This is a genomic window from Bradyrhizobium sp. CCBAU 51745, assembly GCF_028128715.1.
Lineage (GTDB): Bacteria > Pseudomonadota > Alphaproteobacteria > Rhizobiales > Xanthobacteraceae > Bradyrhizobium > Bradyrhizobium manausense.
This window is the reverse complement of the sequence record NZ_LBJP01000086.1, coordinates 38,999-51,711: the sequence shown is the minus strand read 5'-3', so window position 1 is coordinate 51,711 and position 12,713 is coordinate 38,999. Positions and strand designations below refer to the sequence as shown.

12 protein-coding genes and 1 pseudogene are annotated in these 12,713 nt (G+C 63.3%); 3 read left to right on the top strand and 10 right to left on the bottom strand.

The genetic code is table 11. The annotated features are described in order from the left end of the window. Positions 1 to 3 precede the first annotated feature (3 nt). Complete coding sequence (locus XH98_RS26940) at positions 4 to 1,179, bottom strand: zinc-dependent alcohol dehydrogenase (RefSeq protein ID WP_271602004.1); 1,176 nt, start codon at positions 1,177 to 1,179, stop codon at positions 4 to 6. Between the two features lie 169 nt (positions 1,180 to 1,348). Between XH98_RS26940 and XH98_RS26935 the strand changes: the two are divergent. The 3 genes and pseudogenes from XH98_RS26935 (at position 1,349) to XH98_RS26925 (ending at position 3,952) form a co-directional block, all read left to right on the top strand. Then, positions 1,349 to 1,852 (top strand): annotated as a pseudogene (locus tag XH98_RS26935) (SDR family NAD(P)-dependent oxidoreductase). An 834-nt stretch (positions 1,853 to 2,686) separates the two neighbouring features. Beyond that, positions 2,687 to 3,763: a flavodoxin family protein gene (locus XH98_RS26930; RefSeq protein ID WP_271620429.1), complete on the top strand. Its 1,077-nt coding sequence runs from the start codon at positions 2,687 to 2,689 to the stop codon at positions 3,761 to 3,763. 15 nt (positions 3,764 to 3,778) lie between these two features. Continuing rightward, positions 3,779 to 3,952, top strand: a complete 174-nt coding sequence (locus tag XH98_RS26925; protein WP_271620428.1) for a hypothetical protein — start codon at positions 3,779 to 3,781, stop codon at positions 3,950 to 3,952. Positions 3,953 to 3,954: 2 nt separating this feature from the next. Here the strand turns inward: XH98_RS26925 and XH98_RS26920 are convergent, their stop codons facing one another. The 9 genes from XH98_RS26920 to XH98_RS26880 all read right to left on the bottom strand — a co-directional run bounded on the left by XH98_RS26920 (position 3,955) and on the right by XH98_RS26880 (position 12,569). Then, positions 3,955 to 4,677 (bottom strand): DUF72 domain-containing protein, encoded by a 723-nt coding sequence (locus XH98_RS26920; protein ID WP_271602001.1) that lies wholly within the window; start codon positions 4,675 to 4,677, stop codon positions 3,955 to 3,957. 37 nt (positions 4,678 to 4,714) lie between these two features. Then, entirely contained in the window at positions 4,715 to 5,149 is a 435-nt protein-coding gene (locus XH98_RS26915; RefSeq protein ID WP_271620427.1) for a VOC family protein, read from the bottom strand. Positions 5,150 to 5,244: 95 nt separating this feature from the next. Continuing rightward, the gene (locus XH98_RS26910) at positions 5,245 to 5,541 is read right to left on the bottom strand and encodes a hypothetical protein (protein WP_057758609.1); all 297 of its coding nucleotides are present in this window, start codon (positions 5,539 to 5,541) and stop codon (positions 5,245 to 5,247) included. A 91-nt stretch (positions 5,542 to 5,632) separates the two neighbouring features. Then, complete coding sequence (locus XH98_RS26905) at positions 5,633 to 6,997, bottom strand: FGGY-family carbohydrate kinase (protein WP_271620426.1); 1,365 nt, start codon at positions 6,995 to 6,997, stop codon at positions 5,633 to 5,635. A 78-nt stretch (positions 6,998 to 7,075) separates the two neighbouring features. Then, positions 7,076 to 8,191, bottom strand: coding sequence for an autoinducer 2 ABC transporter substrate-binding protein (locus XH98_RS26900; RefSeq protein ID WP_271601998.1), 1,116 nt, complete (start codon positions 8,189 to 8,191; stop codon positions 7,076 to 7,078). A 49-nt stretch (positions 8,192 to 8,240) separates the two neighbouring features. Then, positions 8,241 to 9,233: an ABC transporter permease gene (locus XH98_RS26895; protein ID WP_271601997.1), complete on the bottom strand. Its 993-nt coding sequence runs from the start codon at positions 9,231 to 9,233 to the stop codon at positions 8,241 to 8,243. Beyond that, positions 9,230 to 10,216, bottom strand: a complete 987-nt coding sequence (locus XH98_RS26890) for an ABC transporter permease (RefSeq protein WP_271620425.1) — start codon at positions 10,214 to 10,216, stop codon at positions 9,230 to 9,232. Before XH98_RS26890 ends, XH98_RS26895 begins: the two co-directional genes overlap by 4 nt. After that, positions 10,213 to 11,754, bottom strand: a complete 1,542-nt coding sequence (locus XH98_RS26885; RefSeq protein ID WP_271601995.1) for a sugar ABC transporter ATP-binding protein — start codon at positions 11,752 to 11,754, stop codon at positions 10,213 to 10,215. Before XH98_RS26885 ends, XH98_RS26890 begins: the two co-directional genes overlap by 4 nt. 2 nt (positions 11,755 to 11,756) lie before the next feature. Then, the gene (locus XH98_RS26880; protein WP_271601994.1) at positions 11,757 to 12,569 is read right to left on the bottom strand and encodes a DeoR/GlpR family DNA-binding transcription regulator; all 813 of its coding nucleotides are present in this window, start codon (positions 12,567 to 12,569) and stop codon (positions 11,757 to 11,759) included. Positions 12,570 to 12,713: the final 144 nt, after the last annotated feature.

Genomic DNA, 12,713 nt, shown 5'->3' with positions numbered 1-12,713 from the left:
CCTTCAGGGCTTCAGCACGACCTTGACGCAGGAATCCCGCTTGTCGCGGAACACCTGGTACATCTCGGGTCCTTGGTTGAGGGGCACGGTGTGGGTGATGACGAAGGAGGGATCGATCTCGCCCTCCTCGATGCGACGGAGCAGATCGTCGGTCCAGCGATTGACGTGGGTCTGGCCGGTGCGCATCGTCAGTCCCTTGTTCATGAACGCGCCCATCGGCAGCATGTCGGAGAAACCGCTGTAGACGCCGGGCACCGAGATGATGCCGCCGGGCCGGCAGACATAGATCATTTCACGCAACACGTGAGGCCGGTCGCTCTCCAGCATCACCATCTGCTTGGCGCGATCGAGCACGGTGTCGGGCAGGGAGGCCATCACATGCGCTTCCATGCCGACGCAATCGATGCATTTTTCCGGACCCTTGCCGTCGGTGAGTTCCTTCAGCCGCGCCAGCACGCTCTCGGTCTCGAAATTGATCGTAGTGGCGCCGGCGGCCTCGGCCATGCTCAGCCGCTCCGGCAGGCAGTCGATCGCAATGACCTGATTGGCGCCGAGCAGCATCGCGCTCCGGATGGCCATCTGGCCGACGGGCCCGCAGCCCCAGATCGCGACCGTGTCGGTCGGCACGATGTCGCATTGCACGGCGGCCTGCCAGCCGGTCGGGAAGATATCGCTCAGAAACAGCAGCTGCTCATCGGGGATGCCGCCGGGAACCTTGATGTGAGTGGCGTCGGCGAAGGGAACGCGCAGATACTCGGCCTGGCCACCAGGATAGCCGCCGGTCAGATGCGTGTAGCCGAACAGGCCGGCGGTCGCATGTCCGAACGCCTTGTCGGCGAGATGGCGCTTGCGATTGGTGGTCTCGCACACCGAGAAATTGCCGCGCTTGCACTGCTCGCATTCGCCGCAGATGATCGTGAAGGGGACGACGATGCGATCGCCCTTCTTCAGCTTGCCGTCGACGCCGGAGCCGACCTCGACCACTTCGCCCATGGTCTCATGGCCCATGATGTCGCCCGGCATCATCCCGGGGATATAGTTGTGAAAGAGGTGGAGATCGGAGCCGCAGATCGCGCAGCTGGTGACCTTGATGATCGCATCGCGCGGATCCTGGATTTCAGGGTCGGTGACCGTGTCGCACCTGATGTCCTCCTTGCCGTGCCAAACCAGCGCCTTCATGTCCGTGCTCCGCCTGAATCGTGCTCCGCCTGAACTACGAGGCATCTAAGTCCAGGATGGAACGATGGTTGCTATCGGACGCGCAAATTCTGTAGCCGGCTGGCTTGCGTGCCGATGGGAACGCGGAGGTGGCGGAGCGATTGGGCGTCATCACCAGGGACATCTGCCCATGCCCGCCAACCAACTCGCCGTCGTCACCGGCGCCTCCACCGGTATCGGCCTGGAACTCGCCAAATGCTGTGTTGAAGACGGCTTCGACCTCGTCATTGCCGCGAACGAGCCGGCTATCCAGCAGGCCGCCACCGAACTCCGCAACAGCGGTGCCAGCGTGGAAGCGGTCGAGGCCGATCTCGCCACGACGGAAGGCGTCGACAGGCTCTGCGCCGCGAGACCGAATTCTTCCGCCGCGCCGACATGATGGATACCAGGGTCGGCACCGGAGAAGGACGACGCACATGAGGTCGCGAGAGCAGGCTTCGAGCCGACGCTGCGCGGCGAGTCCGATATCGTCACCGGCATGAAGAACAGGCTGCAGACGACGGTTGCAAATGTCACGCCGAACGAAATGCTGGCGCGGCAGCATCGCAAGATGGCCGAGCCAGCACGGCAAAGCAGTAGGAGGGCTGTGTTGGCGCGTGCGGCGGGAAGGCTGCACGCGCCGGGAACAGGTTAGATGTCAGCGCGTACCGATGCGTTGATGTCGTGGGCAGAAACCGGAAAAATGCGCCACGTCCATCGTTCCCTGTTGTGTCCGGTTGTCACCCGGCGGTGCCGGGGTTAACGCCATCGGGCGGCTTTGGTTCAATGTGTCGGGCTACAAGACCTTGCGTTACCCGACAGGCAAAACACGCTAGGCGTAGGGCAACGCCTATGGTCAAAAATATTCCACTTTACCGAAATTCGGAAACGGCGTATATGTCGAGGCAACTCGGCCCACGGAAGAGGGGCGTATCGCGATCGTCACGACGCGGGCCGGACGGCGGTGGGCGTGGGCCACATCGGCGCGATCGGGCTTTGCAGGGCGGGCAACCGTGAGCGAAACCATCGCGCAAACGACCGGTGTGGTCCGCGTACGGCAAAATCGTGTGGTCCTGGCGCCCGGAGCCTGTGCGCCAAGGCTCGTGGTGATGTGCGATGTCCAACCGGACGTGCACATCAGTCATCTGCGAGACGACGGGGGCAATAGTGCATCGCTCCCCGGGGAGATCACGACATAAGCCGTCAAACCACTGCGCAGGGAAGGCCGGATGTTTCGGCTTCACCTGTATGCCGCTGTGCAGCCTCTTGTAGCGCAACCTATCGCACAGTGGACCGCGGGTGCCGGTCGGGCACCCGGTCTTCCCTGCGCCCTCTTTCAGTTGAGGGTGAGAACAAGGCAAAGCTCGGGCGCGCTGCGCCGCGAGAACGCGAACGCGAGTCCTGAGTGTGGGGTGGATTGGCGAAGGTAGGAACCGCATGGGGGCCTCTCGGGTTGGGCCCATCACACCCATCTTCGCGAGGAGCTAGCATGGCGGAACCGGACGTTCGCAAGGGGATGCCGCCCGTCAAGCTGTCGCGTGAGGAATTCGAAAGCCGTTACAGGAGCCGGTTCGTCGATCCTGTCTTTGCTTCGCTTGAGCGGGAGCTCGATGCGATCGTCGGCGCTGCATGGGATGCTTACAGCCATTCGCGCAAGGCGCCGGTGACTCGTAAGGCTGGCCCTGGCTTTGCTGATGCCGATTATGATCTCGCCGTCGACTGGCTGGCCACGCGTGACGCGATCCTGAAGGCGCAGCGCCGACACGACGACGCCAGCGTCGTGCCGCGCATCCTCGTCATCAACGGCTCGGCGCGCAGCGAGCATACCTGTCCCGGCGAAATGTCAAAGACCTGGCGCATGGTCAAGCTCGCGGAGCCTGTCTTTATCGAGATGGGCTTTGCCGTCGACATCCTGGATCTGTCCCGTCTGACATCGGAGTTCGGCAAGACCATTCATCCCTGCAAGTCCTGCGTCTCCACCGCGATGCCGCTGTGCCACTGGCCCTGCAGCTGCTATCCCAATTATTCGCTGGGTCAGACCGACGACTGGATGAACGAGATCTATCCGCTCTGGGTCGCCGCCCACGGCATCCTGATCGTGACGCCGGTGAACTGGTATCATGCGCCGGGCGGCCTCAAGGCGATGATGGATCGCCTGGTCTGCGCGGACGGCGGCAACCCTGACCCGACATCGACACACGGCAAGAAGGCCGTCGAGGCGAAGGCCATCGAGCTGAAGGGCTGGCCGTATCCGCGCCATCTCGCCGGCCGGCATTTCGGGCTGGTCGTTCACGGCGACAGCGTCGGTGCCGAGGGCGCGCGCCGAACACTATCGGATTGGCTGACCGACATGCGCCTGATCTCCGCGGGCCGCTTCGGCGAGCTCGACGGCTATGTCGGCTATATGGAGCAATATGCCACCTCGCATCACGAGCTGGATGAAGATCACAAGTTCCAGCAGGAGGTTTTGAATACGGCACGTGCGCTCGGCAACGCCGTCCGGCTTGCGCGGAACGGGCAGTTTGGAGAGCCGGGCGCCGGTCTTGAAGACCCGAACCCCAAATAAGCTGGGAGAGGACGGATGCTTGAAGAGAAACTGAAGGAATCCATCATCGGCGAACTCAAGCGTCAGGCGGCCAACCGGCCGCAAGCGCTGAAGGTCGAGGGGTCTTCGGAGGAACTGGTCGTCAATGGAAAGATCGACCTTGCCGAGCTTGTCATGGTGATCGCAGGCTCTGTTGCCGGTGGTCCCTGACGCTAGAGCAGCGCTTTCAGCTTCTGCGCGTCGGCGGGCGCGGCGCTCTTCTGGTCATTGTCGAAATAGACGTAGACATCGCAGCCTTGCCGCTTCCAGGATTTGATGCGGCGCGCCCATTGCGCCAGCATCGGTCCGGTATAGTGGCCGTGATAGCGTCCGCTCGGGCCGTGGCCGCGCACATAGACGAAATCTGCCGTGCGCTTCCAGGGTGCGGGCGCATCGTGGTGGTCCGACAGGCAGAGCGACATGTTTTCGTCAGCCAGCATTCGCAGGATGCGGGGCTGATACCAGCTCGGGTGGCGAAATTCGAAGCTGTAGCGGCGTTTCCGCGACAACAGCTTGAAGAAGGAGCCGAGCCTGTCGGCGTTCGCTTCGAACTGCGGTGGCAGTTGAAAGAGAATTGGCCCCGCCTTGCCGCGCAGCAATGACATGCGGTCTTCCAGCAGCTCCAGGCTGTTTTGCGAGCGATCGGTCAGGCGCTTCCAATGCGTGATGAATTTGGACGCCTTCCAGGCGAAGACGAAGTCACGGCCGGTCTGTTCGCGCCAGGCTTCGACCGCCTCGGGTGTCGGCGTTCGGTAGAATACGCCATTCAGCTCCGTGGTCGCGAACTGGCTGGCGTAATAACGCAACTGCTGCTTCAGCGGCAGGCCGTCCGGAAAGAACGGACCCCGCCAGGACTCGTAGTGCCAGCCGGACGTGCCAACCAAAACCTGCGCCATTCGCGCTGCCTTATCATTTGTTAGGGAGTGTCATTTGTTAGGGAGCGGCATCCTTTTTCGGCACATCTGTCGAGGTCGCCAACAAATCGAAGCTCTCCCTGGCGGTATAGGTGACAGCCTCGATCTTGTTGCCGTCGGGATCACGGACGAATGCGCCGAAATAATTCGCGTTGTAGTTCGCCCGTATTCCGGGTGCGCCTGCGTCGGCTCCGCCCTGCGCGAGGGCGATCTGGTGGAAGCGCCTGACGGTGTCCCGGTCGGGCGCTTGAAAGGCGATGTGCACTCCATTGCCTGCAGATGCCGGCTGGCCGTCGATCGGCGTTTCGAGGCTGAAGGCGATGTCGGAGGCGCCATAGTGAACTGCCGTCGGCGAGACCTTGATGAGGCGAAAGCCGATCAGCCGCATGAGCGGGTCGTAAAATGCCTTCGCGCGGCCAACGTCATTTGTGCCGACCGAGACGTGATGGATCATCTGCGGCTCTCTTTCACGGACGAGGAGTTCCCCGACGCTCACGCAGTCGTCGAGACGCCAGGCCCGGCCTCGCGAGGGAAGCCGGGCCCTGCTCGTCAGCGTCGCCGCTTCGCCGTGCGCGTCTTGGCCGCCCGCCGGTTATAGGGCGAGCGATTGATCGGCTTCAGCGAGATGCCTTCGCGATGCGCCTTGCTGCGGATCGCCGCGACCGGGCGCTGCAGCTTGATGCTCATGACGCCCGTGGGGGTGTTGCCCTTCGCGAGCTGCCGCAACATCCTGACGTCCGCCGTCGACCACGGCTGACGCGAGCGACGCTTGTACGAGGGGTTTGCCTTGCGCGGTCCCTTCTTGCCGATCGGCGAGCCGGGACGTTTCCATGCTGTACGTGCCATGTTTGATCCTCCTTGATCTTCAAGGCACGAATCAGCGTGTTGGTTCCGTTTTCGATATGACGCGCGCGCTGATCACCGGTTCGGCGCTGGCTCACCGAGCGATCAAGTCGACTATTGCCGTCCAGGCCTTACGATAACGATCGAGGCCGGATATCGAAATCGGAGCGACAGGGGCCGGCTCCGCCATCCGGTAAGAAGGGGGCCATTGCGCAAGCATTGCCGCGCCGCGTGCCGTGCCTGAGGCGTCCTCCGCCGCAAAGACACGCTGCGAGGGGCGTAGCGCGCCGAGCGTCTGGCAGAAGAGAAGGTTGCGAACGAAAGTTCCTTCGATGATGAGGTCGCCGATGGCCGCTCCCATGCGTGTCAGCATCAGATCGCTGACAAGCGCGCAATAGAGGGTCGCAAGTGCGGCCCGATCTTGCGCTGCGACTTCACCGCGGACCACGCCCGCGGTCGTCGCATAAGGTCCGCCCTGGCCGGAGAAGCAGGGCAGGGCCATCGCGCCGGAGGCGATGACGCGCTCGATCGCGTCGAGGTCCGCGTTGCCGCCGCTCTCCGCGATGATGGCGTATTCGCGTCCACCCATGAAGCGTCCGCAGGCGATCGGGCGGCCCAGCGCATCGACATTGGCGAGCGTGTCGTCGCGAGGATCGAGCTGATCGAGCGAAAGACCCACGCTCATCAGGATGACCCAGGTTCCGGTCGACAGCACGGTGAACGGCGCCTGGCGCGAGACGAGGTAGGGCAGAAGTGAAGCGTTGGAATCGTGGATACCGCAAAAGACCGGCGTGTCAGACGCGAGCCCGGTTGCGGCCGCGATGGCAGGCTGAATCGGACCAAGCGGCTCGAAGGCGCGGCGCATCGGAGGCAGCAGATGGTCGACGCCAAGAGCTCTGACGAGGCTCGAAACCTGCCCCTCCCGCGGTGCCCAGAGATCCGTATGAGCACCGATGGTGGTGACTTCGGAGACCGCGACGCCGCTCAGGCGCCAAGCCCAATATTGTGGATAGCCGACGAAATGCCTCGCCTTGACGAAGAGGTCCGAACAGCGCCATTTCTGGTAGGCGAGCTGGCGGCCGAGATTGAGGCCGGCCGGCAGCTTCGGCGAAAGAGTCTCCGAAAAGGGCGGGCGCAGGGCGGCATAGTCGACCTCGATCGCGTCCACGTCAGTGAATTCGTAGTCCATGACCGGCGCGGCGAGCTCGCCCTCGCCGATCAAGGCGCCGGCAGCACCATGCGCGGTCGGAACAATCGCATTGATCTGATGTGTGCCTGCGGCTTCACGAAGCGCATCGAGGAAGAAGCTCCATGCGCTCTCGACGTCTTCGTGCGGATATGGAGGCCCCGACCGAATGCGATTGGGCGCCGACTTTTCCCAGAGCAGCCGGCCGCGGTCGAACAAGGCAAGCTTGACGTTGGTCTTGCCGATGTCGAGGACTGCGACCGTCTGGCTCATCGTCAACTCAAGGCGAGTGGAGCATCTCGGCAACCAACCTCGCCCGACCGCGCTCGGCGGCCGGACGAGGCGTTCAGATCAGAAATCGAAGTCCTTGATGTTCTGCTTGGTGAAAATGAAGGGCGAACCAAGCAGGATCTCGCTGCCATTGACCACGTTCAGCTTGCCGAGCTTGCCCGCGTCGACGGAGGTCGCGCCCGGCTTCAGGCTGCCGTCGACCACGGCGCGCACCACATAGGTCGCGGCATAGCCGAGATCGACCGGATTCCACAGCACGACCGACTTGACGCAGTCCGCATTGACATACGGCTTCATCGCGTTGGGCGTGGCGAGACCGACCACCGCGACCTTGCCGCAGAGCTTGGCCTTGGTGACGGCTTCGGCGGAGGCGGGCGTTGCGACCGAAGTCATGCCGAACAGGCCGGCCAGCTTGTCGCCATGCTTGTTGATCAGCGTCGTCGCCTGGTTGAAGGACAGGTTGTTGTCCTCCTGCGCCTCGACCGTTTCCAGCCATGTCAGCTTGGGATGGCACTTTTGCGCATAGGCCCACATTTCGGCGATCCAGCGTGCCTGGTTCGGCGTTGTGAAGGTCGAGGTGACGATCGCAAAGCTCTTGTCCTCGCCGGCCTCCTTGGCCATCGAATCGATCATCGCCTTGGCGATGCCGTTGAATTCGGCCTGATTGACGAACCATTCGCGTGCATCGGGCGTCGAATTGGCGTCATAGCCGACGACGTGGATGCCCTTCGACAGCGCCTTCTTCAGCACCGGCGCAATCGCCACCGGATCGTTGGCAGCGAAGAGAATGCCGTCGACGCCGCTGGTGATGTAATTGTCGATGAACTTGATCTGCTCGTCGATCTTGGCCTCGGTCGGGCCGTCGGTCTTCACCGTGACATTGCCGAGCGCCTTGGCGGCATCCTGCATGCCTTTCGATGTCGCATTGAAATAGCCGATGCCGATCAGCTTCGGCACGTCGACCAGTGTGATCGGTTTGCCGGCCTTGTCAGCCGCATTTGTCGGCTTGCCACCATCATAAGGCTTGGCCGCGGGCGCGGCATTGGCTTCGCCAGCCGAACAGGCGAGCGGATTGACCGGCAGGTCGTCCGCGCCGTCCCATCTCTTGTCCGCGGCCGAGGCCGTTCCGGCCAGCAGCGTCGCGCCGAGGAATGCAGCAGCTAATCCGAGCTTCATCTTGTTTTCCTCCCATTTTGATGCCGCTTTTTTGCGGCTAGACACGCCGTCAAACGCCCTCGCGTCTCCGCTGGAGCGAACTCGCCACAAGAGTTGAAAGGATGAGGACCGTGCCGATGACGACGATCGTCGCGTCGCCCTTGACGCCGGTCAGGGCCAGCCCGTTTTTCAACAGCTGGATCATCGCGAGGCCCACTACGGTACCCCAGATGGTGCCAACGCCGCCGAATATGCTGGTGCCGCCGAGCACGACCGCCGCGATCACGTCCAGCTCATAGCCGATCCCCATGTCCGAGCGGGTCGTGGTGACGCGGGAGACGAGAACGCACGCGGAAAGGCCGGCCATCAAACCCGATAGAGTGTAGATGATCAGCTTGACGCGATCGACCGGCAACCCGGAAAAGCGCGCCGCAGTCTCATTGTTGCCGATCGCATACAGCGTCCGGCCGAACGTTGTGCGGTCGAGAACGATTGCCGTCACCACGATTGCAATCAGCAAGAGCCAGAGCTGCGCCGGCACGCCGAAGAGATTGTCCTGTCCGATGAAGTAGAACCATTCCGGGTAGCCGCGCACCGAACGCGCCTGGCTGATCCCCTCGGCGAGGCCGCGGTAGAGGGCGAGGGTCGCAATGGTCATGATCAGCGGCGGCACTTTCACCCTGGTGATGACGATTCCGTTGAGGAACCCCGCCACGCCGCCGATGAACAGCGAGAAGACAATCGCCAGCGGCAGGGGAAAGCCGAAAACCTTCCAGGAGTAGCCGAGCAGGATCGCGCAGAGCCCGACGATCGAGCCTACCGAGAGATCGATGCCGCCGGTGATGATGATGAAGGTCATCGGCAGCGCGATGAGCCCGACCTCGGTCGTCAGCCTGCCCTGGTTGAGCAGATTGTCGAGCGTGAGGAAGCGGCTGTTCATGCTCCCCAGCCCGATCAGCGCGATGAGCAGGATCACCGCGAGCATGGTCTCGTGGCGCAGCAGCCACCAGGGCATGACGCGCTTGGCGGCTTGGGGGAGGGGGATCTCGCTCATGGCGCTCATGCTCCGGCCATGCGCCGGCGCCGCAGAATGTCGGCGATCACGGTCACGAGGATGAGAACGCCCTGCACTGCGCGAATCCAGTAGGGCGAGACGTCGATGAAGACCAGTGCGCTGGCAATCTCGGCGATCAGGACGGCCGCAAGGGTCGAACCGACGACCGTGCCGACGCCGCCAAGAATGCTGACGCCTCCGACGACGGATGCAGTGATGATCGTTAGCTCGAGATTGGGCGGCACGGTCGACTGGATGACGCGCAGTTGCGTCGCGTAGAGCAGGGCGGCAGCTCCTGCGAACAAGCCATGCAGCGCGAAGACCATCACGACCGTCCGCGGCTGCGAAATGCCGCACAGCCGCGCCGCTTCGGCGTTGCCGCCAACCGCGTAGATCGCGCGGCCCGAGGCCGAATAGCGCATCCACAACGCGGCCAGGATCGTCACCGCGATCATGAGAAAGACCGGAAACGGCAGCATGCCGAAGAGCTCGATATCGGCGAGATGGAAGCTATCGGGCAGGTCGGTGATCCATTTGCCCCCGGTGAGGCTGATCAGGCCGCCCTTGAGGATCGACAGCATGCCGAGCGTCACCACGATCGCGGGAATGCGCAGATAGGCGATGATGACACCCTGCAAGGCCATCACCACGACGCCGGCAACGAGTGCTGCCAGCCAGGCGACCACGATCGGCGCGCCATTCACGGCCAGAGTTCCGCTGATCGTCGCGAGGACGCCGATCAGCGCGCCGACGGAAATATCGATGTTGCCTGATACGATCACCATCGACATGCCGACTGCGGCGACAGCGATATAGGCGTTCCCTAGCAATACGTCGGAAAGGTTGCGTGCCGCCAGAAAGCGCGGATTGTAAAGGCCGACCGCGATGGCAAGGCCGATGACCGCGATCGCGAGCAAGGCCTCCTGCGAGGCGAGCACCTTCAGCCGCCGCCGCGGACTAACCTCGGCGCTGACCAAGGTGACCGCCGTCATGCGGCTTTCTCCGCGTTTTCATGACTCCCCATCATCGCTGCGCCGACCGACTCCTGCGTCGCTTGTTCGCGCGGGAATTCGGCAACGACACGGCCTTCGCGCATCACAAGCACGCGGTCGCTCATGCCGAGCACCTCCGGCAGCTCGCTCGAAATCATCAGGATGGCGAGGCCCTGGGCCGCGAGCTCGCCCATCAACCGATGGATCTCCGCCTTGGCGCCGACGTCGATGCCGCGCGTGGGCTCGTCGAGGATCAACAGCTTCGGCCCATTGGCGAGCCATTTGCCGAGCACGATCTTCTGTTGATTGCCGCCGGAGAGCTTGCCCGCGACCTGCTCGAGCGAGCTCGTCTTGACGGCAAAGCGCTTGACGCCATCGCCGGCGAGCCTGCGCTCGGCGCCGCGATCGATGAAGCCGCCGAACGCGACCTTGCCCAGCGCGGCGAGGCTGAAGTTCTCGCGCACCGTCATCGGCCGCACCAGGCCTTGCGTGCCGCGATCCTCGGGAACGTAGGCGATACCCAGGGAGCGCGCCTGGGCCGGTGAGCGAATATCGGCTTGCTGCCCGTCGATCCGGATCTCGCCGCCATCGGCCGGCGTGACGCCGAAAATGGTTTGCGCGAGCTCGCTGCGACCCGAGCCGACGAGGCCGGCAAGGCCGACGATCTCGCCGGCCCGCACCGTGAGCGAGACGCTCCTCGTCAACGGCCGTCGCTCGAGACCCATCACCTCGAGCACCGGTTTGCCGATCGGAACCGTGACCTTCGGGAACAGGCTTTCGATCCTGCGGCCGACCATCAATTGCACGAGCTCGGCTGCGTCCGTGTCCGCGACGCGCCTGGTTGCGACATGTGCGCCATCGCGCAGCACGGTGACCCGATCGGCGATGGCGAAAATCTCGTCGAGCCGGTGGCTAATATAGATCACAGCGACACCGCGGCCTTTGAGCTTGCGCACGATGTCGAACAGGCGCGTCACGTCGTACTCGGTCAGAGCCGCTGTCGGCTCGTCCATGATCAGGATGCGCGCATCCTGCGACAGGGCGCGCAGAATCTCGACGCGCTGGCGATTGCCGACACTGAGGGAGCCGACGACACGGTCGGCTTGCAGATCATGAATCTCGAGTGAGGCGAGCAGGGCATTGGTCTTCTCGTGCATCGCCCGCCAGTCGATCCGGCCAAGGCCCGCGCGTGGCGCGTGACCCATGAAGATATTCTCGGCGACCGTAAGCTCCGGGAACAGCAACAGCTCCTGATAGATCGTGGCAATGCCGGCGCGCCTGGCATCGTCCGGCCGCGCAAGGTCGACCGGCCTGCCATCCACGAGCACCTCGCCGCGGTCGGGCGGGAATACGCCGGAGATGATCTTGATCAGCGTCGACTTGCCAGCGCCGTTCTCGCCGAGCAAGGCGTGGACCTCGCCCCTGGCGGCCTCGAACGAGACGCCGGACAGGGCCCGCACGCCTGGAAAAGACTTTTCGATCGTACGCACCGACAGGAGCGGTGCGGTTGGAGCTTCACGATGCGGGTCCGTTGTCATGGTCACGCCGCCGCAGTGGTTTGAGCGCTCGCATCGACAATTACGACGCGGACACCATGTCCGCGCAGCATGTCGAGTGCGTCGTTTGGCGCGTCGCAATCGGTGATCAGCGTGTCGATGCGCGAGAGCGGGCAGACGACAAGGCTGCCGCGCGAGACGAATTTCGAGCAATCTGCGAGCACGATCAGCTTGTCGGCACGTTTCAACAATTTCGATTCGGCGCGGGCGAGCAGGGGATCGCCCTCGATCACGCCGAGCGGTCCGATCGAGATCGCACTCATGAACATTCGTGTCGCCGAATAATGCTGGATCGCGTCCTCGTCGAAGGGCGAGACGATCATGCCCTGCTCACGATAGACCTCGCCGCCCGGCAACGCGACGCGGCATTTCGATGTGTGGATCAGCGCGTCGGCGAGCAGATAGGAATTAGTCAAGACCTTCAGGCGGCGCTCGCGTAGATACTCGCCCATCTGATAAGTGGTCGTGCCGCCATTGATGATGATCGTGTCGCCATCGGCGCAGAGGGCGACGGCCGCTTTCGCGATGGCGCGCTTGGCATCGATGTTGAGCGTCTGGCTGACGTCGAAGGAGCGGGTGGCAAGAGAGAGGACGTCGCTTGGTGCGCTGGCGGTGTCCGGCAGCGCTTCTAACCCGCCGTGCACCCTGATCGCGACGCCTTGCTCGGCGAGCCTGGCGAAATCGCGCCGTATTGAGGCCTCGGAGACGCCGGTCGCGTGACAAGCGTCGGCAATGCGCACGAGTGACCGCTCGCGCAACAATGCCTTGATGACCTGCCAGCGTTCCCGCTCGTGCACGTCGCCCTCCCTTTTACTCGTAAATAGGTCATGCTCCCGCCCGGTGGTCAACTGCAAACCGTCATATTCGCTCAATATCGCGCTGCATCAATCATATTGCGTCGCGGTCCTGAGTGCCGGTGATTGACCTTGATTGAATCCCTG